General features: G+C 56.9%; 17 protein-coding genes. 15 read left to right on the top strand and 2 right to left on the bottom strand.

Annotation, left to right across the window (positions count from 1 at the left end; all coding sequences use genetic code 11):
- Window positions 1–12: 12 nt before the first annotated feature.
- Window positions 13–912, bottom strand: a complete 900-nt coding sequence (locus tag AC4LF3_RS17485) for a LysR substrate-binding domain-containing protein (RefSeq protein WP_491836051.1) — start codon at window positions 910–912, stop codon at window positions 13–15.
- A 147-nt stretch (window positions 913–1059) separates the two neighbouring features.
- On the opposite strand from AC4LF3_RS17485, the gene amaB reads away from it, so the two are divergent.
- The 11 genes from amaB (at window position 1060) to AC4LF3_RS17430 (ending at window position 16335) form a co-directional block, all read left to right on the top strand.
- Entirely contained in the window at window positions 1060–2550 is a 1491-nt protein-coding gene (gene amaB, locus AC4LF3_RS17480) for an L-piperidine-6-carboxylate dehydrogenase (protein ID WP_491836050.1), read from the top strand.
- 179 nt (window positions 2551–2729) lie between these two features.
- Window positions 2730–4010: an L-pipecolate oxidase gene (gene amaA, locus AC4LF3_RS17475; protein ID WP_491836049.1), complete on the top strand. Its 1281-nt coding sequence runs from the start codon at window positions 2730–2732 to the stop codon at window positions 4008–4010.
- 279 nt (window positions 4011–4289) lie between these two features.
- A complete protein-coding gene (locus AC4LF3_RS17470) occupies window positions 4290–5411 on the top strand; it encodes a branched-chain amino acid ABC transporter substrate-binding protein (RefSeq protein ID WP_010795895.1) in 1122 nt (373 codons plus the stop codon).
- Between the two features lie 99 nt (window positions 5412–5510).
- On the top strand, window positions 5511–6425 hold the full coding sequence (locus AC4LF3_RS17465; protein ID WP_010795894.1) for an ABC transporter permease subunit: 915 nt from the start codon (window positions 5511–5513) through the stop codon (window positions 6423–6425).
- Window positions 6426–6429: 4 nt separating this feature from the next.
- Window positions 6430–7707: a high-affinity branched-chain amino acid ABC transporter permease LivM gene (livM, locus tag AC4LF3_RS17460; RefSeq protein ID WP_491836048.1), complete on the top strand. Its 1278-nt coding sequence runs from the start codon at window positions 6430–6432 to the stop codon at window positions 7705–7707.
- A complete protein-coding gene (locus AC4LF3_RS17455) occupies window positions 7704–8579 on the top strand; it encodes an ATP-binding cassette domain-containing protein (RefSeq protein WP_150346541.1) in 876 nt (291 codons plus the stop codon). Before livM ends, AC4LF3_RS17455 begins: the two co-directional genes overlap by 4 nt.
- The gene (locus tag AC4LF3_RS17450) at window positions 8576–9292 is read left to right on the top strand and encodes an ABC transporter ATP-binding protein (RefSeq protein ID WP_491836047.1); all 717 of its coding nucleotides are present in this window, start codon (window positions 8576–8578) and stop codon (window positions 9290–9292) included. The genes AC4LF3_RS17455 and AC4LF3_RS17450 overlap by 4 nt, the downstream gene beginning before the upstream one ends.
- Window positions 9293–9382: 90 nt before the next feature.
- A complete protein-coding gene (gene lhpI / locus AC4LF3_RS17445; RefSeq protein ID WP_181123619.1) occupies window positions 9383–10315 on the top strand; it encodes a bifunctional Delta(1)-pyrroline-2-carboxylate/Delta(1)-piperideine-2-carboxylate reductase in 933 nt (310 codons plus the stop codon).
- Between the two features lie 734 nt (window positions 10316–11049).
- Window positions 11050–11811 (top strand): SDR family oxidoreductase, encoded by a 762-nt coding sequence (locus AC4LF3_RS17440; protein ID WP_122041551.1) that lies wholly within the window; start codon window positions 11050–11052, stop codon window positions 11809–11811.
- Window positions 11812–12622: 811 nt separating this feature from the next.
- Window positions 12623–14368 carry a glycoside hydrolase family 5 protein gene (locus AC4LF3_RS17435; RefSeq protein ID WP_491836046.1) on the top strand — a complete coding sequence of 582 codons (1746 nt, stop codon included), beginning with the start codon at window positions 12623–12625 and terminating at the stop codon, window positions 14366–14368.
- 1034 nt (window positions 14369–15402) lie between these two features.
- Complete coding sequence (locus AC4LF3_RS17430) at window positions 15403–16335, top strand: glycoside hydrolase family 5 protein (protein ID WP_010795886.1); 933 nt, start codon at window positions 15403–15405, stop codon at window positions 16333–16335.
- A gap of 57 nt (window positions 16336–16392) precedes the next feature.
- Here the strand turns inward: AC4LF3_RS17430 and AC4LF3_RS17425 are convergent, their stop codons facing one another.
- Complete coding sequence (locus tag AC4LF3_RS17425) at window positions 16393–17016, bottom strand: hypothetical protein (protein WP_491836045.1); 624 nt, start codon at window positions 17014–17016, stop codon at window positions 16393–16395.
- Between the two features lie 277 nt (window positions 17017–17293).
- Between AC4LF3_RS17425 and AC4LF3_RS17420 the strand changes: the two genes are divergently transcribed.
- The 4 genes from AC4LF3_RS17420 (at window position 17294) to AC4LF3_RS17405 (ending at window position 21525) form a co-directional block, all read left to right on the top strand.
- Window positions 17294–18637, top strand: a complete 1344-nt coding sequence (locus tag AC4LF3_RS17420) for an alanine/glycine:cation symporter family protein (protein ID WP_491836043.1) — start codon at window positions 17294–17296, stop codon at window positions 18635–18637.
- Window positions 18638–18769: 132 nt separating this feature from the next.
- The gene (gene dmeF / locus AC4LF3_RS17415) at window positions 18770–19726 is read left to right on the top strand and encodes a CDF family Co(II)/Ni(II) efflux transporter DmeF (protein WP_491836041.1); all 957 of its coding nucleotides are present in this window, start codon (window positions 18770–18772) and stop codon (window positions 19724–19726) included.
- 59 nt (window positions 19727–19785) lie between these two features.
- Window positions 19786–21135, top strand: coding sequence for a chromate efflux transporter (gene chrA / locus AC4LF3_RS17410; RefSeq protein ID WP_491836039.1), 1350 nt, complete (start codon window positions 19786–19788; stop codon window positions 21133–21135).
- Window positions 21136–21171: 36 nt separating this feature from the next.
- Window positions 21172–21525: a rhodanese-like domain-containing protein gene (locus AC4LF3_RS17405; protein WP_239383362.1), complete on the top strand. Its 354-nt coding sequence runs from the start codon at window positions 21172–21174 to the stop codon at window positions 21523–21525.
- Window positions 21526–21563: the final 38 nt, after the last annotated feature.

The following is a 21563-nucleotide window of genomic DNA, read 5'->3' as shown; positions in this document are numbered from 1 at the left end:
TGGCGCTATCATTCATACGATAGGCGTATCGATCCGCTCGCGTATCCAGGCGACGAACTTTCGGATCTTGGGGACTTCCGCTGCATGCTCGGGATAGCCGAGATAATACGTATGTGGACTGGTCATGCTGTGCGGCCAGGCAATGACCAGCTTACCCTCGGCCAGCTCCTCGTCGATGAGAAAGCGTGGCACCAGGGCGACACCGCAGCCCACCTGCGCCGCGCGGATGCACATGGTAAAGGTATCGAAGCGCGGCCCGTGGTAGCTGTGTTCAGTGTGAAGGCCCTGGCTCTGGAACCATTCGTGCCACGCCTCGGGGCGAGCTGCATTCTGGAGCAAAATGTAATCGGCCAGCTGCGTCGGATCGCTCAGGTGCCCTTCGGGCCAGAGACCGGGTGCGCAGACCGGCACCATATCCTCAGTCATCAACGGAATACATTCAGCACCGGGCCAGCGTCCCTGGCCGGCGAACAGTGCCACGTCACAGGCCGGCTCGTTGACATCCATATTCTTGACTTCATGACGCACGTCCAGGTGGATCATCGGCTGCTGTAGCCGCCAGCCCTTGAGGCGTGGGATTAGCCAGCGCTCGCCAAAGGTCGGAGGGGTTGCTACACGCAGCACCTCGGTTTCACCTCCATAGGAGCGCATGTAATGGGTCGACATCTCGATCTGCGTGAGAATCTTGCTGACTTCAGACAGGTACAGCGAGCCGGCTGGAGTCATCTGCAACCGCTGGCGTACGCGTCGAAAAAGCGGATGGCCCAGCTGTTCTTCGAGCTGAGCCACCTGCTTGCTCACCGCGCTCTGAGTCAGGTTCAACTCCTCGGCGGCACGGGTAAAGCTCAGGTGCCGTGCCACGGCCTCGAAGCATTGCATGGCGGTAATCGAGGGCATGTGGCGACGGGACATGACAGCTCCAACCTGAGTCAGCGCGCAGGTTTAAGGCTGCGTGCAGAACGTTCATGAAAAAAAGGAATGATAAACCGAGCAAAGGTCGTTTGTTGAGCAGCCGCTTCTCGGCCAATACTGAACCCATAATGACCTAAGGAGCCAGCCATGATTGATGCACTGCTCAGCCGTCTCGGCGTTGACCCAAGCCTTTACCAGAACGGCAACCATGCCGTGTTCACGCCTATCGACGGCAGCCAGCTTGGCGCTGTCACGCTGGAAAGCGCCGCCGAGGTGGAGCAAAAGATCACCCGGGCCGACAAGGCTTTCCAGGCCTGGCGCGCCGTACCGGCGCCACGTCGCGGTGAGCTGGTCCGCCTGCTGGGCGAAGAGCTGCGCAAGCACAAGGCCGACCTGGGCGAGCTGGTGTCCTGGGAAGCGGGCAAGATCACGCAGGAGGGGCTGGGTGAAGTGCAGGAAATGATCGATATCTGCGACTTCGCCGTCGGCCTGTCCCGCCAGCTGTATGGCCTGACGATCGCCTCCGAGCGTCCCGGTCACCACATGCGTGAAACTTGGCACCCGCTGGGCGTCGTGGGCGTGATCAGTGCGTTCAATTTTCCGGTGGCGGTCTGGTCATGGAACACCGCCCTGGCCCTCGTCTGCGGTAACTCCGTGGTATGGAAGCCTTCGGAAAAAACGCCGCTGACGGCATTGGCCTGTCAGGCGCTGTTTGAGCGCGCCGTCAAAGCCTTTGGCGATGCACCGGACTACCTGAGCCAGGTCATCGTAGGGGATCGAACCAGCGGTGAAGCGCTGGTGGATGATCCACGCGTGGCCTTGGTCAGCGCCACCGGCAGCACCCGTATGGGCCGTGAAGTGGGGCCACGTGTAGCGGCTCGCTTTGGCCGTTCGCTGCTGGAGCTGGGCGGCAACAATGCCATGATCGTTGGGCCCAGTGCCGATCTGGACATGGCAGTTCGCGCCATCCTGTTCAGCGCTGTGGGTACGGCCGGTCAACGGTGCACCACACTGCGCCGCCTGATTGCCCATGAGTCGATCAAAAATGAGCTGGTGACTCGCTTGAAATCTGCTTATGCCAAGGTACGCATTGGCCATCCGCTAGAGGGTAACTTGGTCGGCCCGCTGATCGATGCACAGAGCTTTCAGGCCATGCAGGGCATCCTGGAGCAGGCCAAGGGTGAGGGCGGTGTGGTCTTTGGTGGCGAGCGTCAGTTGGCGGATCAGTACCCGAACGGTTATTACGTCTCTCCGGCTATCGTCGAGATGCCCGAGCAGAGTGAGTCGGTTCAGACTGAAACCTTTGCACCGATCCTGTACGTGATGACTTACCGTGAATTCAACGAGGCCATCGCCATGAATAATGCGGTGCCACAAGGCTTGTCGTCCTGCATCTTCACGACGGACATTCGCGAGGCCGAGTCTTTCCTGTCTGCGGTGGGCAGTGATTGCGGCATCGCCAACGTGAATATCGGCCCGAGCGGCGCCGAGATTGGAGGGGCCTTTGGCGGAGAGAAGGAAACCGGCGGCGGCCGCGAGTCCGGCTCCGATGCCTGGAAGAGCTACATGCGTCGCCAGACCAACACGGTGAACTACTCCCGCGAGCTGCCATTGGCGCAAGGGATCGTGTTTGATTGAGGTGGGATTTAAGTGATGGGTATCGCTGCGCTCAATCTACCCTACCGGGTAGTTTTGTAGGGTGTTGATGCGGGACTGCCGGTACGGTCTCGTAGGATGGGTTGGGCCCTGACGATATCTATCGAAACCCTCACCCTCAAGGTTAACGGTTCATATCGTCATTGTGTGAAGGAATACCTATGCCGCTCCGCCAGCAATGTCTGTGGGAAACCCTGTCACCTAATACCCTCAATGCACCACCCTTGAAAGGCGAATCCAGGGCTGATGTCTGCATCATCGGTGCAGGCATTACGGGGCTTTCGGCGGCCCTGCATCTGGCGGAGCAGGGCAGGCGTGTGGTGGTGGTGGAAGCCTATGAAGTGGGGCATGGCGGTTCCGGCCGTAACGTCGGGCTGGTCAATGCCGGTATGTGGATTCCGCCGGACGAGGCGGTCGCTACGCTTGGGCCCGCGGTAGGGGAAAAGCTGCTCAAGGTCATGGGGAGCGCACCCTATGAGGTCTTCTCCCTGATCGAGCGCCACGGCATCGATTGCCAGGCGCAGCACCAGGGCACACTGCACATGGCGCATAACGGCAAGGGCCTTGCTGACCTGCAACGCCGCGCCGAGCAGTGGCAACGGCGAGGCGCACCGGTTGAATTGCTGACCGGTACTGCCTGCATCGAGGCCTGTGGCACCGCCCATGTCTCCGGCGCGCTGCTGGATCGCCGTGCCGGCACGATCAACCCGATGGGCTACAGCCTTGGGCTGGCCCGCGCGGCATTCGCGCAGGGCGTTCAGCTCCATCAGCAGTCACCGGTTACTCACCTTGAGCGTCAGGGCTCACAGTGGTGCGTCGTGACGAGGCAGGGGGCCGTGCTGGCCGAGCAGGTGCTTATCGCTTCCAACGCCTATACCGAAGGCGAGTGGACTACCCTGCGCAATCAATTCTTTCCGGGGTATTACTATCAGGTCGCCTCCAGGCCGCTGGGGCCTGAAGCCGATTTTATCCTGCCCGGCGCGCAGGGCTCTTGGGATACCCGCACGGTGCTCAGCAGTATCCGGCGCGATACAGCGGGACGCTTGCTGCTAGGCAGCCTGGGCAATATGGCGAGCCGTCCGGGCTGGTTCATCGAGGCCTGGGCTGATCGCATTCAGCAGCATTATTTCCCTGCGCTTGGCAAGGTCGAGTGGGAATGCACCTGGACAGGATGCATCGCGTTTACGCCTGATCATCTGATGCGCCTGTTCGAACCGGCACCCGGTTTGCTCGCCATGACCGGTTATAACGGGCGCGGTGTAACGACCGGTACCGTTGTAGGCAAGGCCTTTGCCCATTACTTGTGCAGCGGTGACAGCGAAGTGCTACCGATGCCCTTTGTCCCCTGGGATCACAATCCGGTAGGGCAATGGCGAAGTCCGCTCTACGAAGCCGGTTTTAGTCTTTATCACGCGGGGCAGTGTTTGCGAATTGTGGTGTAACTCGTAGTGTTACTTATTGGTGCAAGGGGTGAGGATGACAAGATCAGGACAGTGCATCTAGGCCGTTTCGCTGTTCTGAACGATGTTTCGTGAGTGACCTTACATATAGGCAAGCGCTGCTTTAGTCGCAGGCTGGCGGAGCATTTCGCCGATTTCTTGCAAAATCCTTTGATTTTTCACAAAAACCTATGATTTTGAAGATTTTTAACGATATCAGAGCGCTGGCATGTGGATTGCTGTCTGGAGAGGGCCAACCTAACCCTCTGGAGCAAATCTCCCATGTCGACGATTTACAGAAAAGGCATTCTGGCTCTCGCAATTGGCTCAGCTCTTTCGTTTTCCGCTTTGGCTCAGGCCGATATCATCATCGGTGTTGCAGGTCCCTTTACTGGCGCTAACGCCGCTTACGGAGAGCAGTTCTGGAAAGGTGCAACACTGGCGGCTGAGGACATTAACGCCACGGGTGGTATCAATGGTGAAAAGATCAAACTGGTACAGGGCGACGATGCCTGTGAGCCCAAACAAGCGGTAGCGGTGGCTAACCGTTTGGTCGATTCCGAGGGAGTCAAGGCGGTGATCGGCCACTTCTGCTCCTCCAATACGCTGCCAGCGTCAGAGATTTACGATGAGGCAGGAATAATCTCCATCACGCCTGGATCAACCAATCCACAGATCACCGAGCGCGGTCTGGCAGGCGTATTCCGTATGTGTGGCCGTGATGACCAGCAGGGAGTCGTGGCAGCCAACTACATTGTGGATACGCTAAAGGCAAAAAAAGTGGCCGTTATCCATGACAAGGATGCTTATGGCCAGGGCCTGGCAGATGCCATGAAAGCTCAGCTGGCCAAGCGCGGCGTGAAGGAAGTGCTTTATGAAGGCCTGACGCGCGGTGAGAAGGACTTCAACTCCTTGGTAACCAAGATTCGCTCCTCTGGGGCCGAGGTCGTCTACTTTGGCGGTCTGCACCCCGAAGCTGGCCCGCTGGTCCGCCAGATGCGAGAGCAGGGCGTAAACGCCAAGTTTGTTTCAGGTGATGGCATCGTCTCGGCTGACATGGTAACGACCGCCGGTGGCCCGCAATATACCAAGGGGGTGTTGATGACCTTTGGTGCCGATCCGCTGAAAAGCCCGGCCGGTAAAAGCGTAGTCGATAAGTTGCGCGCCTCGGGTTATGAGCCGGAAGGCTACACGCTGTATTCCTATGCCTCTTTGCAAGCCGTGGCGGCTGCCTTCAAGGGCGCCGGCAGCACGGATGGCGAAGCCGCCTCCGAATGGCTCAAGAGCCACACCGTTCCTACCGTTCTGGGTGAAAAGTCCTGGGATGGCAAGGGCGACCTCAAAGTCTCCGACTACGTAATGTACGAGTGGGACGATAAAGGCAAATACAACCAGTTGCCCTGATTCCCTTTCTGCGTTCATGCGTCTTTCACCTCCGGCTGTCCAAGCCGGAGGTGATGTCCTGGCGCGTCTTTACTCAACCGCTTGCGCGAGAATGACATCGTGGACGGTATCTTCCTGCAACAACTCATCAACGGCCTGACCCTGGGCTCGGTATACGGGCTGATCGCCATCGGTTACACGATGGTGTACGGCATCATTGGCATGATCAACTTCGCTCACGGCGATGTGTACATGGTGTCTGCCTATCTGGCAGCCATCGGTATTGCCCTGTTGAGCTTTTTCGGCCTGCATTCCTTTCCTGTGCTGATCCTGGGCACGCTTATCTTCTGTGTAGTGGTGACCAGCCTTTATGGTTGGGCAATCGAACGAATCGCCTACAAACCGCTGCGTAACTCTACCCGCCTTGCGCCGCTGATCTCGGCCATCGGGATGTCGCTGATCCTGCAGAACTATGTGCAGCTGGCCCAAGGGGCTCGCCAACAAGGGGTACCAACGCTGCTCGATGGGGCGCTGCGCCTGCATATCGGTGAAGGCTTCGTCATTATCACTTATACCAAGATCTTCATCATCGTTGCGTCCATTGTGGGCATGGGCCTTTTGACCTATGTGATCCAGAAGACCACATTGGGCCGCATGTGTCGCGCGACCCAGCAGGATCGCAAGATGGCGCAGATTCTGGGCATCAACACCGACCGGGTGATCTCGTACGTGTTCATCATCGGTGCTGCGATGGCGGCGTTGGCCGGTGTACTGATTACCATGAACTACGGCACGTTCGACTTCTATGCCGGCTTCATCATTGGTATCAAGGCGTTTACTGCGGCGGTGTTAGGCGGCATCGGCTCGCTGCCGGGCGCCATGCTGGGCGGCATCATTCTGGGCGTGTCGGAGGCGCAATTCGCGGGTCTTGTGAACAGCGACTACAAGGATGTCTTCAGCTTCTCGCTACTGGTGCTGATTCTGATCTTCCGGCCCCAGGGGCTGCTTGGAAAGCCGCACGTGGCGAAGGTGTGATGCTATGACCCAGACTTCTTCCTTCGATTTCAAGGTCATCCTGCGTGATACCTTCATGGTCGGGCTGGTCTCGCTCATCCTGTTCGGGCCCATCGTAGGTATTGTGCTCGACGGTTATGGCTTCAACCTGGAGCCTCAGCGCGTCGGCATCATGGTGGCAGTGGTGATGGCGGGGCGTTTTCTGCTCAGCCTGTTCGGCCAGACGTCCAGGGGACGTACCTGGATCGAGTCGTTCAAGCGCAACGATGGGGGCGTGCATGTGCTGCCGCCCGGACACAAGTCGAATCTGCGGTACATCCTGCCTGTCGTGATTCTGGTCGCGCTGCTCTTTCCCTTCCTGGCCACCAAGTACTGGCTGACCGTAGTCATCCTGTGCATGATCTACGTGCTGCTTGGCCTGGGGCTGAACATCGTGGTCGGGCTCGCCGGTCTTCTGGACCTGGGCTATGTCGGCTTTTATGCCATCGGTGCCTATGGGCTGGCGCTGGGTTACCAATACCTGGGGTTGGGCTTCTGGACGATGATTCCCCTTGCTGCAGTCATGGCTGCGGTGGCCGGGGCGATTCTTGGCTTTCCGGTGCTCAGGATGCACGGCGACTACCTCGCCATCGTGACCCTGGGCTTTGGTGAAATCATTCGTCTGGTGCTCAACAACTGGCTGGAGTTCACCAACGGCCCTAATGGAATTTCAGCACCGTCGCCGACATTCTTTGGTATTGAGTTCGGTCGGCGGGCCAAGGAGGGCGGCGTGCCTCTCCATGAGCTGCTGGGAATCTCCTACAACCCCAACGCCACGATGATCTTCATCTACAGCGTGCTATTCCTCATCGTGCTACTGGTGCTCTATATCAAGCATCGCCTTACCCGCATGCCTATTGGCCGCGCCTGGGAAGCGCTGCGCGAGGATGAGATCGCCTGCCGCGCCATGGGCCTTAACCATGTTCTGGTCAAGCTTTCCGCCTTCATGATCGGTGCGTCCACCGCCGGGATTGCCGGGGTGTTTTTCGCTACCTACCAAGGCTTTATCAACCCGGCCTCGTTCAACTTTTTCGAGTCCGTTCTGGTGCTGGCCATCGTGGTGCTCGGCGGCCTGGGCTCGACCGTCGGGGTGGTCATTTCGGCCTTTGTCATGACGCTGCTGTTCGAGGTGCTGCGTGAGTTCGGCGACATCCGCATGCTCGTGTTTGGTGTGTTGATGGTCGTGATGATGATGTGGCGTCCTCGCGGGTTGATCCGCATCAGCCGCAGTGGATTCGCGATTCGCAAGGGAGTAGCGCCATGAGCGACAACATTCTTACCGTTGACGGATTGGGCATGCGTTTCGGCGGGATCAAGGCGCTTTCCGATGTGGCCTTCAGCATTCGCCGCCATTCCATCACTGCTCTGATCGGCCCCAACGGGGCGGGCAAAACTACAGTCTTCAACTGCCTGACCGGATTCTACAAGGCCACCGATGGTCGCATCGTCTTGAGCAATGCTGACGGGCGCGAAACGGACGTGGGCAGGATCATGGGGGAGCCGTTTCAGCCCACCGATTTCGTCAACCCTGCCCAGTTCGGCAGTCGCCTCTGGTACAAGATGTTTGGCGGGACGCACCTGGTGAACCGTGCCGGCCTTGCGCGGACGTTCCAGAATATTCGCCTGTTCAAGGAAATGTCCGTGGTCGAGAATCTGCTGGTAGCCCAGCACATGTGGATCAACCGCAACCTGCTGGCGGGCGTCTTCAATACGCCGGGTTTTCGTCGGGCAGAGGAAAAGGCACTCGATGTAGCCTTTTACTGGCTGGAGGTGGTGGGGCTGACCGAGTGCGCCAACCGCCTTGCCGGGGAAATGTCCTACGGTCAGCAGCGCCGTCTGGAGATTGCGCGTGCCATGTGCACCCGGCCGGAGCTGATCTGCCTGGACGAGCCCGCTGCCGGCCTCAACCCCGCAGAAACCGAGTCACTGTCAGCCATCATCAGGCACCTGCGTGACGAGCACAACATCACCGTACTGCTGATCGAGCACGACATGGGCATGGTCATGAGCATTTCCGATCATATCGTCGTGTTGGACCACGGCAATGTGATTGCCCAGGGCCTGCCGGACGAGATCAAGAATAATCCGAAGGTCATTGCCGCCTACCTGGGCGCGGATGAGGAGGAGGTGGCATGACTACGCCCTTGCTGGAATTCAGAAACGTCGACGTGTTCTACGGGCCGATCCAGGCGCTCAAGGGCGTTTCGCTGCATATCAACGAAGGTGAGACGGTCAGCCTGATTGGTGCCAATGGGGCGGGCAAATCCACCTTGCTCATGTCCATATTTGGACAGCCGCGGGCGCGTAACGGACAGATCATCTACCGAGGCGAGGAAATTACCCAGAAAAGCGCCCATTTCGTTGCTTCCAACGGTATCGCGCAATCACCGGAAGGGCGACATGTCTTTCCTGATATGAGTGTGGAAGAGAACCTGCTGATGGGTACTATCCCCATCGGCACCAAGCACGTGGACGAGGACATGCAACGTATGCTCGAGCTGTTTCCGCGCCTTAAGGAGCGGCGTAACCAGCGAGCCATGACCATGTCTGGAGGCGAACAGCAGATGCTGGCTATCGCCCGGGCGCTCATGAGCCGACCCAAGCTGCTGCTGCTCGATGAGCCGAGCCTGGGGCTTGCGCCTATCGTGGTGAAGCAGATCTTCCAGATCCTACGTGAGCTTGCGCAGGCCGGCATGACGATCTTTCTGGTCGAGCAGAATGCCAACCATGCGCTCCGGTTATCGAACCGGGCTTATGTCATGGTGACGGGAGAGATCCGCATGACGGGCAGCGGCCAGGAACTGCTGGCTGATCCTCAGGTGCGCGAAGCCTACCTGGGCGGCCATTAAGCCGCCGTTCAGCCTGCGTTAGGCTCCATGGTACTGACGCAGGCCGTTGCCGCGTGCCGTCGAGTATGTCTTTCCAACAGGGGAGTTCCCATGTCATCCATCCGCTTTTTCACCAATGCTGAGGTGGCCGCTGTTCTGGATTATGCCGGGCTGATCGATGCGCTTCGCAGTGGCTTGGCTCACCCTGGCACTGCACCCAACCGGCAGGCTTACGCGCTACCCGAGGGACAGGCATCGCTGTTGAACATGCCGGTCTGGCAGAAAGGGCAGGGCATTGGCGTCAAGCTGGTGACTGTGTTTCCGGAAAATAGCCAACGCGATCTGCCTTCGGTTGCGGCAGTGTTTGCCTTGTTTGATGATGTGACAGGCCAGCCCCTTGCCTTGATGGAAGCCTCGGAACTGACAGCTCGGCGTACCGCCTGCACGTCAGCGTTGGCGGCTGACTATCTGGCCCGGCGGGATGCGTTGAGCCTGACCATCGTAGGTACGGGAACGCTAGCTGCCCACATGGTGCGTGCCCATACGGCTGTGCGTGATTACAGCCGGATCGAAATCTGGGGGCGTGATTACAGCAAGGCCAAAGCCCTTGCTGAGCGCCTGCAGGGGGAGGGCTATCCGGTTTCAGCAAGCGATAACCTGGCGCAGAGCGTAGGGCATGCCGATGTGGTTACGTGTGTTACCACCTCTCGAGAGCCGCTGGTGTTGGGCGAGTGGCTCACCCCCGGTTGCCACCTGGACCTGGTCGGTGCCTTTCTTCCCTCTATGCGTGAGACCGATTCAGCAGCCGTTGCGCGGGCACGCATCGTAGTGGATACCCGCGAGGGTGCTTTGGAGGAGGCAGGCGATTTACTGTTCGCGCTTGGTGATGGCGTGATCCAGGAAAGCGATCTCAACACAGAATTGAGGCACGTTCTGCAAGGGGATGGCGTACGCAGCGATGACCAGGAAATTACCTTGTTCAAATCCGTAGGCTATGCGGTAGAAGATCTGCTAGCTGCGCAGTACCTACTGCATAACATGTGACCTGTGAACAACACCCTTTAGCGCCATGTTTTAGCAGTTAAAGTCTGCTCTATTGGGCCAAGGTCCTGACTTACCCACGTTACACGTGGAGCACCTTGTGGATAACCCTAGGATACCTGTCTGCTGCCCTTAAAATATAAGGCTTACAGATAGATGGTTACTTTTTGATCAATCGTACAGAGGGTAGTAGTAACCAACCTCAGATAGTTATCAACATACCCACTAATAATATGAGCAAGCCTGTTGATAACACTTGGAAGACTCCACGCAAGCCGCATGTGGCAAGGCCTAGCGAGAATTGGTTAAAAAATGAGCGGTTATTTTCAAATGCAGGATGCTGGTTTTATACACGTTTTCGGCGAGCAAGGTTGTGTATAACCTTGGGGTACATGGCCAGACGCCATGTACCACCGTCTCTCTAGAGGCATGCTCAAAAAATGATCAACGCTAGAGTACGTCCGTTTATCCACGCTCCTAGGGTCGCTACGCCAGGTTTTTCATGCAGAAATCGCTGGGTTCAACGTTATGCACGGTTAACGCGAGTAAGCCTGTGAATAACATCTGAATGGTTGTACACAGCCCTTATACTGTCTGGCTCTTGAAAGGTCGATCAAAAAACAACCAGGATGCCAATAGCTGTTTTTAGAGCTGTTTCGCTATAACTGTACCGCCTCAAGCGACAAAGAGTGCGTTACTCTCCGGGTATTTCCTTTCGACCTCAAGGAGCTGCATCGATGACTTCGACTTTGTTCATTACCGGCGCAACATCCGGCTTTGGCGCGGCTACTGCGCGCCGCTTTGCCAAGGATGGGTGGTCCCTGATCATTACTGGCCGTCGCGAGGATCGCCTGAGCGCGTTAGCAGAAGAGCTTTCCGCGCACACCAAGGTGCATCCGATTGTGCTGGACGTTCGGGATCGTGCAGCTGTCGAGGCGGCAGTCAACGGGTTGCCTGAAGAGTTTTCGACCCTGCGTGGTCTGGTCAACAATGCGGGGCTGGCCTTAGGTACTACACCTGCTCAGCAGTGCGATCTGGATGATTGGGACACCATGGTCGATACCAATATCAAGGGTGTCCTGTATTGCACGCGCTTGTTATTACCCAGACTGATCGCTTACGGTGCGGGCGCTGGCATCGTCAATCTGGGCTCGGTTGCCGGTAACTGGCCGTACCCGGGTAGCCATGTCTATGGCGCTACCAAGGCGTTCGTCAAACAGTTTACCTTGAACCTGCGCTGCGATCTGCAGGGCACAGGCGTCCGTGTGACCAACATCGAGCCGGGGCTTTCCGAGACTGAGTTCTCCGTGGTGCGCTTTGGTGGCGACAAGAGCAAGGCCGACGCCGTATATGCCGGAACTGACCCGCTGACACCGGATGATATCGCCGAGTCGATCCATTGGGCTTTGAACCAGCCCAAGCATGTCAATATCAATCGGATCGAGCTTATGGCGACCTGCCAAGCCTGGAACGGGTTCAATATTCATCGAAGCGAGTGACAGCATAATGACGGCAGAGTATGTCTCTGCCGTCTACGGTAGCTGTCGATACAGCTGAAACGATATAGCGCCGCTTATTGGCGTGTCCCATGCTTGAGAGCTTATACGCTCAAGGTCTTCTTGGAAGAGCTTTTCGTCTCATGCTGGCAAGGAGTCAGCATTCTGACACATAGGAGCAGAATGCCAGAATGATGACGCAGTAATGGCGTCAGGAATAACCATAATGCCATCATGGGTTGCGGCTCAATGGCCTTAGTAACCGGTTATCTTCTTTTCTCCCATCTCCTCGCTAAACCCCTTCCTTGAGGCGCTCAATTAAACGGGCGACGAACGGTCATCGCTTTGGCTGGCCTGTTTCTTGGTAATTGGCACGCCCCTTGAATAAGCACTGACGTGACGCCGCGTTAGGGTCACCGGGAACATTCAACTTTTGAAGTCTTATTAAGTTTAAGAGTTATTAGTAAGGCACAGTTAATTAGCTTAAAGAAGAATGTTTTCATCGCCATTCCTGGTATTGGCATTTCATTGCCGACTGAACTTTTTGCATCTTTTAGAAAGTTCATAAGAGTGCAATGCCCGACAATAACGGTTAATACGCTGTTTATTGTTGCTGCTGGTTTTGACCGGCAAATACTTTCCATAGCTCAGGGTTGAGTGCAGGGAAGTTCATTCGTAAGGATGAAGTTAATCCCGTGCCACTTATTGGCTCGGCCTAGATACAACTCAACGTGAAACGCGACTGTTGCGCCAGCCCTTCAATAATGGGCTATGGAACGCTCGTGCTAAAAAACACTAGCAGTTTGGTGAATAGATGAAAACTTCTGCTTCTTTTGTTTTAAATAAAATCAGTTCCACCCGTTTTTTTAAGAAAGTTCTTCCGTTGGCTGCTGCCGTAGCCTTGACCAGCCCTGCTGTACATGCAGAACAGGTTGATCTGGTAGGTTTAAACCTGTCAGGTGCAGGCTTTGCTGCCCAGGTATTGCCAGGTATCGACGGTACCAACTACATTTTCCCGGTTGAATCCTATTTCCAGCAGTGGAACGCCAAGGGTATCAAGCTGATCCGCTTTCCCATCATCTGGGAGCGCCTGCAGCCGACCCTGGGTGGCGCACTGGACCCTACCTATACCGCGCTGATCGACCGTACGTTCGGCTATGCCAACAAATACGGTATGAAGATCATCCTGGACCTGCATAACTACACCATGTATCGCGGCACCATCATTGGTACGGGTAACGTGAGCTACAACCACTACCAGCAGATCATGACCCTGATCGCCCAGCGCTGGAGCGGCCAGTCGTCCCTGTATGCCTATGACATCATGAACGAGCCGCATGATTCGATGACCCAGTGGCCCATCATGGCTCAGTACGGCATCAATGGCGTTCGTTCGGTGGACAAGGTCAAGCCGATCATGATCGAAGGTAACGGCTGGTCCGAAGCGACCCGTTGGCCATGGTGGAACGATTCCCTGCTGAACCTGAAGGATCCGTCCAACAACCTGATCTTCCAGGCGCATTCGTATTTTGACGAGGATGCCGGTGGTAACTACACCGCCATCGACGTGAACAAGCTGGACGCCAACTACGGCGTCGAGCGTGTGAAGCCGTTTGTGGAGTGGCTGAAGAAAAATGGCAAGAGGGGCATGATCGGCGAGTTCGGTGTACCGGATAACAATCCGCGCTGGAATCTGCTCATGGACAACATGCTGGCTTATTTGAAGCAGAACTGTATTCCTGCTACGTACTGGGCTGCAGGTCCAGGCTGGGGCAGCTACTTCCTGTCGGTCGAGCCGATCAATGGGCAGGATCGTCCTCAGTGGCCGACCCTGAAGAAGTACATCGATAACACTACCTGTACAGCGATTGGCCCGTTCACGGCACCGGTTGCGACGACGCCTACTCCGGCTCCGACACCCACCGTGCCTTCAACCAGCACAGGCTATTCGAGCGCTATCAACAACTTTACCAATGCAGACTGGCTCAACGGTGTATACAGAAAGGCAGCAGGCTTCTCCGTAGCGGCGACATCAGGCAACACGGCAGCATTCAAGGTAGGTACTTCGGTACGTCTGGCGAATGGCCTCGTAACCAAAATCTCGTCCGTTCAGGTAGTGGGTAGCAACATGAGCGTCTGGGTAAACAGCTCGGCATTGGATGGCGCCGTTGTGGGTTACCCGAACAAGCTGACCGTGGCGGACGCGGCAGGTACGGGGGCGACTACCCCTGCGCCGACGCCAGCCCCGACTGCACCCGCACCGACGCCTGCGCCAACCGCTCCGGCCGTTGTTGCGACCAGTACGATGAACAATTTCACCAATACTGATTGGCTGAACGGTGTCATGCGCAAGGCGGCTGCGATTTCGCTTCCGGCAACGGCAGCCAACACGTCGGCCTTCAAGACCGGTGCCTCGGTACGCTTGGCCAATGGTCAGGTCTACAAGATCAAATCAGTACAGATGGTGGGTAGCAACATGAGCGTCTTCCTGGACACCACGACGCTTCTCAACGGTTCCGCCGTTGGTTATCCAAACGCGCTGACGGTAGTTAGCCAGTAACCGATCCGGGAACACAGAACGGGGACGTTTAAGTCCCCGTTTTTATTAAGTCCGACTCTTCATCCCAGGCGTTTTCCTTACGTTGGTAAGGCGATGCCTTAGGGCAAATTGTTCTTGGATAACATGCTGGCCTATTTGAAGCAGAATTGCGTTCCAGCCACTTATTGGGCAGCCAGCCCGGTTGGGGACGCTGAAAAGTACACTAACACCGCTAGCTGTACATCGTACGGTCCGTTTTAACAGTCGATACGGTTACAAGTGCATAAGCCCGGCCTACTGGTCCGGGCTTTTTGCTGTCGGGCCCTTTTGGGTTCAGATCTAAATCCTTGATCCAGTAGATAAATTTCCCTTCTCTCGACGAGCGGTCGCCCTGATCACAGCGCAAACGCTTATGGTTGCGTCCCCCCGGTTAACACGACCCGGATGATGGCTAAAGGCCGCATGCTGGCTGGGTTTTCCCAGGACCGGTCCCTGTATCGATATTGGCCTGCGCAAGGTATTTATCGGGTCAGCTAACGTGCTGTAAAAGGCTTGGCAGGCACTGAACGATCCTGCGTTTTCGATGCCATGCGATACCTCTCGGCGGGCGTTTTCATACCCCCGCTCATTATTCGCCATTCCTGGTATTGGCAAATAGTTGCGTTTCGACTGTGCGGGCAATGCCTGTTCACCGATACGCATGCCCTCAATGGCGGCTTTTTAGGCCGTTCATTGTTGTCGCCAGCTCGATGATTAGCTGGCAAATACTTCCATCACTCAGGGTTGAGGTCGGGAAGCTCATCGTAAGGATGAAATAACCGTCGGCTAAAACAATATAGCCGGTCAATTGGGACTTTTTTATATGGCTCTTTTGAGTCAGGGCATTGCTCGCGAGTAAAAAAGTTACTGGCAATTTGGTGAATATGAGTTTTTTATCTGTAACCCAACACTTTGGTATAACGCGAGGCATATCGAAGGCACTTTCATTAACTGCGTTACTGGCTTTGGGAAGTACAGCGGTACAGGCTGAGCAGGTTAATCTCGTCGGACTTAATATGGCAGGTGCCGAGTTTGCAGGTACGGTGTTGCCGGGTATTAATGAGAAGAACTATATCTTTGCCAAGGAAGAGACCTTCAAGAACTGGAGTGCAAGAGGAATCAGGCTGGTCCGCTTTCCCATTCTGTGGGAGCGGCTTCAGCCGGGGCTGGGATATTCCCTCGATCAGACCTACGCCTCACTGATTTCCCGTTCACTGGACTATGCCCACAAATACAACATCCGGGTCATTCTGGATCTGCATAATTATGCGCGCTATCGCGGCCATATCATCGGTACGAGCAGCGTACCGTATTATCGCTTCGAGAATGTCTGGAACCGGATCGCTCAGAAGTGGGGTAGCCACCCGGCCATTTATGGCTACGACATCATGAATGAGCCTAACGGCGCCGTAGCGTACTGGCCTACAGCGGCGCAGTACGCCATCAACGGGATCCGGCAGGCTGACAAAGCTCACCTGATCTTTGTGGAAGGCAATGCCTGGGCCAGCGCCGAACGGTGGCCGGTGTGGAGCGACTCTCTCAAGGACTTGAAGGATCCTGTCAACAAGTTGATCTATGAGGCGCACGTCTATTTCGACGCCGATGGCGGTGGTTCCTACACCCAGCTGAGCGCTGACAGTTTGTCTGCCCAGGCTGGCGTCAATCGGGTGAAGCCCTTTGTGGAGTGGCTCAAGCAGAACAACAAGAAGGGCTTTATTGGAGAGTTTGGCGTCCCGGATAACGATTCCCGCTGGAATGTGGTCATGGACAACATGCTGACCTACCTCAAGCAGCATTGCGTACCGGCTACCTACTGGGCCGCCGGTCCGGGTTGGGGTAATTACAGTCTGTCCGTCGAGCCTATCAACGGACAAAGCCGCCCGCAGTGGCCCACGTTGAGAAAGCATCTGAACGACACCAGCTGTACCGCAATCGGTCCGGGTCGGTAAAACTGTTTCAACGAGACTATACAGCCGGGCATTGGGAGGGCCCGGCTGTTGATAACGTCAAGGCTCCACCTGCTGCTTCAGCCAGCCGGGATAATGGTTGCGTGTAGCCTCGGGCCATCTCGGTGGGCAGCGAGTACCCAGGTAGGCTGCCACCGCGTTCAAATGTGCTGCTAGAACGTGCCGATCACCAAAGGCCTCAAGCCCCAGCGTCCAGCCGGCCGTATGGCCATCAACCCAGAGTTGAGTCAGTTCTACGGTACAGCCTGCGGACGGCATGGCTTCGTAAGGGGATTCGTTTTCATCCAATGCAATTTCACGCAGAGCGGCCTGCTCGACCGTAAACAGGCGAAGCCAGCGCTGCTTCTGAACGGCAACCGTAGGATGCGGTGTCAGCGTCAAGGCCTCGGAATGCCATTTATGCCATAACTCGACAGGCCCCTTGAACGGCGAGACGTCCAGAGTATGCCAGTCAGGTATGACCAGCCCCTTTACCTCAACGGTTGAGTCTCCACGGGTTTTGATACCGAGGTTGGATTGACTGGCGTCCTTGAGGTAGTGGTGCATCTTGCGTATTCCACCTCCCGGTGGCTGATCCCACAGATCGGACCGGTGAAACCAGTCGATCAGATCAGTACCCGGCAGTGCGGGCCAAAACCAGCGGACTTCGGCGGAAAGCGGCATGGCGTGCTCCTGGTATGAAGAGAGGACGGCGGACGTGCTAATTTCCGACCCGTTCCGAAAGACACGTGCTAGCATCCGTCCACGCTCCGGATGACGTTTTACCCATTGATCCGGGGTGCCGCATTATTACTAGCCTCATTGAGCACCGCACAGACGTTTCTTCCCGCTGAGTTGTACTCGGCTTTCCTGGCGTGGTTTCCAGCGCGCGACGCTCATTGGCTAGACCTCATGGCTCAGCGCCCGTTTCCTGGCGTTGAATGAATGTAAGGAGTTCTACGTGCAATTTCTCCATACCCTGGTCAACGACCTCAATGGCCTTGTCTGGGGCGTGCCCATGCTGGTACTGATCCTGTGCACGGGTCTTTATCTGATGCTACGCCTCAAACTGATGCCGATCGTAAGACTGGGCACCGGCTTTCGCCTGTTGTGGCAGGGCCGGAACAAGGATGACGACGAAAGCGGTGAGATCAGCCCTTTCCAGGCCTTGATGACCTGCCTGGCTGCCACCGTGGGAACCGGCAACATCGCGGGTGTTGCTACCGCGATCTTCCTGGGTGGCCCCGGCGCGCTGTTCTGGATGTGGTGTACGGCATTGGTTGGTATGGCTACCAAATATGCCGAAGTAGTATTGGCTGTGCATTTTCGTGAAAAGGACGAGCGCGGCGAGCATGTCGGCGGCCCGATGTATGCCATCCGCAACGGCCTGGGCAAGCGCTGGGCCTGGCTAGGCGGCGCCTTTGCCCTGTTCGGTGGGTTGGCCGGGTTCGGTATCGGCAACATGGTGCAGGTCAACAGTATGGCGCAGGCCCTGGAGACAACCTTTTCCGTGCCCCTGTGGTTGACCGGTGTCGTGACGATGGTGGTTGTGGGGCTCGTGATCCTGGGCGGTATTAAGCGGATCGGGGCGGTCGCCTCGTCCTTGGTCCCTGCCATGTGCATAGGCTATATCATCGCGGCCATTGCCGTGCTGGTGACCCATGCGTCCGAAATTCCCCATGCGCTCAGCCTGGTCTTCACCCATGCCTTCACTCCGGCGGCGGCGACGGGTGGCTTCGCAGGGGCGGCGGTCATGGCTGCCATTCGCTTCGGGGTGGCGCGTGGCGTCTTCTCCAACGAAGCCGGGTTGGGCACCGCCGGTATCGCCCAGGCAGCCGGTACGACCAACAGCGCCGTACGCTCAGGCATGATCGGTATGCTCGGAACGTTTATCGATACCCTAATCATCTGCACCATGACGGGTCTTGCCATTATCTGCTCCGGCGTCTGGACGAGCGGGCAGAGTGGGGCGGCCTTGTCAGCGGCGGCCTTCGAGACGGCGCTGCCCGGTTTTGGCGGCATCATCCTGACCATCGCCCTGGTGGTATTCGCCTTTACCACCATCCTGGGGTGGAGCTATTACTGCGAGCGCTGCTGGGAGTTTCTTGCCGGTACCAAGACCATTCTGCCGTTCCGCATCATCTTCGTGCTGGCCGTTCCCTTTGGGGCGATTGCACAGTTGGACTTCGCCTGGCTGCTGGCCGATACGCTCAATGGTCTGATGGCCATTCCTAACCTGATCTCGCTGCTGTTGCTCAGTCCGGTGGTGCTCCGGCTGACGCGAGAATACTTCGCCAGCAAATAAACAAAGGCTCGCTACGGCGAGCCTTTTTCATTGGGGCTCGCGAGGCCCGGACCTGGAAAATGGGTGAAAATCGCGATGCTGTGGTCCAAACGCTAACGCTGTTTTCCTGGCCTTTCTGGATAGAGCATTCCGATGTCCCGATCTTCGCTTGAGCATTCCTGTTCTCACCCGCACGTCTTCAACGAGGGAAACCCGCTGGCGGAAAAGAATACCCGCCGCGCCGTGATTTTCACCGCCATCATGATGGTGATCGAGATTGCGGGCGGCTGGGCCTTCAACTCCATGGCACTGCTGGCGGATGGCTGGCACATGAGTTCCCACGTGCTGGCGCTGGGGCTTTCGCTGTTCGCCTATGCGGCGGCCAGACGGTATGCGACCGACGCACGCTTTGCGTTTGGAACATGGAAAATGGAGGTGCTGGCTGGCTATACCAGTGCGCTAGCGCTGATTGGCATCGCTCTGTTGATGCTGTATGAATCCGTGATCAGGCTCGTGACACCTGCTCCGATTCACTATACGCAGGCCATCGCCATCGCCATCGCCATTCTGGGATTGCTGGTCAATCTGGTGTGTGCGTGGCTGCTCAAGGATTCTCACGGGCATGATGATGATCATGGTCACGATCATCATCATGTCCACGGTGAGCATCAGGACCTGAATCTGCGTTCGGCCTACATCCATGTCATTACTGATGCGGCAACCTCCGTCCTGGCTATCGTCGCGCTGATTGGCGGCATGCTCTGGGGGGCCAGCTGGCTCGACCCGGTCATGGGAATCGTAGGCGGCATACTGGTCGCCATCTGGGCCGTTGGGCTCATCAAGCAAACCGGGCGTGTGCTGCTGGATGCGCAGATGGACGATCCGGTGGTACAGGAGGTCAGGGATGTGATCGCAGAGAGCCCTATCGAGGCCAAGATCTGTGATCTGCATGTCTGGAAGGTAGGTAAGGGCAAGTACGCCTGCATCGTCAGTATCGCCACGACCAGTGATGCCTCGCCTGAAGACTTCAAACAGCAGCTTTCCGTCCATGAAGAGCTTGTCCACATCACGGTTGAGATCAACAGAGACGGGATCTGTCCGGTACGCTGAGGAGGTAGGCGACAGCGGCAAGTGATATAACCGGGTCTTGGTCAACGACAGGATTCAACATGCCTTCTTCCGAGCCTCGCTTGTCGCTTCCTGCCCCGGTAGGCCTGTTTCAGGCGTTTCTATTCTGGCTCAAGCTGGGCTTTATCAGCTTTGGCGGACCGGCTGGGCAGATCGCAATCATGCATCAGGAGTTGGTGGAGCGCCGACGCTGGATTTCCGAGCGGCGCTTTCTCCATGCGCTCAACTACTGCATGGTACTGCCCGGACCTGAAGCCCAACAATTGGCGACCTATATCGGCTGGTTGATGCACCGGACCTGGGGTGGGGTGATCGCCGGAGCGCTCTTTATATTGCCTTCGCTGCTTATCCTGATCGCCCTATCATGGATCTATCTGGCCTGGGGCAACGCTCCGGTTGTGGCAGGTATCTTTTACGGCATCAAGCCAGCGGTGACCGCCATTGTCGTACAGGCGGCCCATCGCATCGGAACACGTACCTTGAAAAACCATTGGCTCTGGTCCATTGCGGCGGCTTCGTTCATCGCCTTGTTTGCCTTCAACGTGCCGTTTCCCCTGATCGTACTGTCTGCGGCGGTTATTGGCTTTCTTGGAGGCCGGTACGCTCCGGAGCGGTTCAGGGTAGGGGGAGGGCATGCCAATCAGGCGGCTTCGTTCGGACCCGCGCTGATCGATGATGACACGCCACCGCCAGCGCATGCCCGTTTTCGCTGGTCGCGGCTGGCGCAACTGTTAATCATGGGTATATTTCTCTGGATCGTGCCGATGCTGACCTTGGTCTATCTGTTTGGCTGGACTCATACCTTCACCCAGATGGGCTGGTTTTTTACCAAGGCTGCACTGCTGACCTTTGGCGGTGCCTATGCGGTATTGCCCTATGTATATCAGGGTGCCGTCACACACTACGGCTGGCTGAGCCCAAGCCAGATGATCGATGGTCTTGCCCTGGGTGAAACCACACCCGGACCATTGATCATGGTGGTGGCGTTTGTCGCGTTTTTAGGCGGATATGGGCAGGCGGCGTTAGGGAGCGAGCACATGTTTGCCGCTGGGGCATTGGCTGCCGTGCTGGTGACCTGGTTTACCTTTCTGCCTTCGTTTCTTTTCATTCTGGCCGGCGGGCCTCTGGTGGAGTCCACCCATAATGTGGTGGGCTTCACAGCTCCGCTCACCGCCATTACCGCGGCGGTCGTCGGCGTAATCCTGAATCTGGCCTTGTTCTTCGGCTACCACGTATTCTGGCCGCAGGGCTTGAGCGGATCGTTCGACCTACTCTCCGCTCTGATCACACTCCTGGCAGCGATAGCGCTCTTCCGGTTCAAGCGCACAGTTATGGAAGTGCTGCTAGCCTGTGCAACAGTAGGGTTGTTAATGCACGTCGTATTCATGTGACAAGGAGCAGCTTGGCTGCAGAAGAGAGGATGCACTATGGCTAACCATTCAGACGATTTTCTCAAACTTGCAGCCGACGCCAAGTCTCGTATTCGGCAGGTTTCGCCCGTTGAGGCCGAGCAATTGGTCGATCAGGGCGCGCTGCTTCTGGACGTTCGGGAGCGGGACGAGTTCGAACGGGGGCACCTGGACGGCGCGACCCACATGAGTCGGGGAATTCTTGAAATGCACATCGGCGAACTGGCAGCCAGCAAGGCCACACCGATCGTCTGCTATTGCGGTGGCGGTAACCGGGGAGCGTTGGCCGCCGAAAGCCTGCAGCGCATGGGATACACCCAAGTCGTCTCCATCGAGGGAGGCCTTGCGGCCTGCAATACCCAGAAAGACTGATCAACGAGCAATAAAAAACGCAGGGCATCTTAGATACC

Source organism: Pseudomonas sp. C2.3V, assembly GCF_058536325.1.
This window is presented reverse-complemented; position numbering and strand designations above follow the sequence as displayed.

Excerpts from the sequence above, each read along its gene's own strand:
- AC4LF3_RS17485 (WP_491836051.1), bottom strand. The coding sequence starts at position 912 with ATGTCCCGTCGCCACATGCCCTCGATTACCGCCATGCAATGCTTCGAG.
- amaB (WP_491836050.1), top strand. The coding sequence starts at position 1,060 with ATGATTGATGCACTGCTCAGCCGTCTCGGCGTTGACCCAAGCCTTTAC.
- amaA (WP_491836049.1), top strand. The coding sequence starts at position 2,730 with ATGCCGCTCCGCCAGCAATGTCTGTGGGAAACCCTGTCACCTAATACC.
- AC4LF3_RS17470 (WP_010795895.1), top strand. The coding sequence starts at position 4,290 with ATGTCGACGATTTACAGAAAAGGCATTCTGGCTCTCGCAATTGGCTCA.
- livM (WP_491836048.1), top strand. The coding sequence starts at position 6,430 with ATGACCCAGACTTCTTCCTTCGATTTCAAGGTCATCCTGCGTGATACC.
- AC4LF3_RS17455 (WP_150346541.1), top strand. The coding sequence starts at position 7,704 with ATGAGCGACAACATTCTTACCGTTGACGGATTGGGCATGCGTTTCGGC.
- AC4LF3_RS17450 (WP_491836047.1), top strand. The coding sequence starts at position 8,576 with ATGACTACGCCCTTGCTGGAATTCAGAAACGTCGACGTGTTCTACGGG.
- lhpI (WP_181123619.1), top strand. The coding sequence starts at position 9,383 with ATGTCATCCATCCGCTTTTTCACCAATGCTGAGGTGGCCGCTGTTCTG.
- AC4LF3_RS17440 (WP_122041551.1), top strand. The coding sequence starts at position 11,050 with ATGACTTCGACTTTGTTCATTACCGGCGCAACATCCGGCTTTGGCGCG.
- AC4LF3_RS17435 (WP_491836046.1), top strand. The coding sequence starts at position 12,623 with ATGAAAACTTCTGCTTCTTTTGTTTTAAATAAAATCAGTTCCACCCGT.
- AC4LF3_RS17430 (WP_010795886.1), top strand. The coding sequence starts at position 15,403 with ATGGCAGGTGCCGAGTTTGCAGGTACGGTGTTGCCGGGTATTAATGAG.
- AC4LF3_RS17425 (WP_491836045.1), bottom strand. The coding sequence starts at position 17,016 with ATGCCGCTTTCCGCCGAAGTCCGCTGGTTTTGGCCCGCACTGCCGGGT.
- dmeF (WP_491836041.1), top strand. The coding sequence starts at position 18,770 with ATGTCCCGATCTTCGCTTGAGCATTCCTGTTCTCACCCGCACGTCTTC.
- chrA (WP_491836039.1), top strand. The coding sequence starts at position 19,786 with ATGCCTTCTTCCGAGCCTCGCTTGTCGCTTCCTGCCCCGGTAGGCCTG.
- AC4LF3_RS17405 (WP_239383362.1), top strand. The coding sequence starts at position 21,172 with ATGGCTAACCATTCAGACGATTTTCTCAAACTTGCAGCCGACGCCAAG.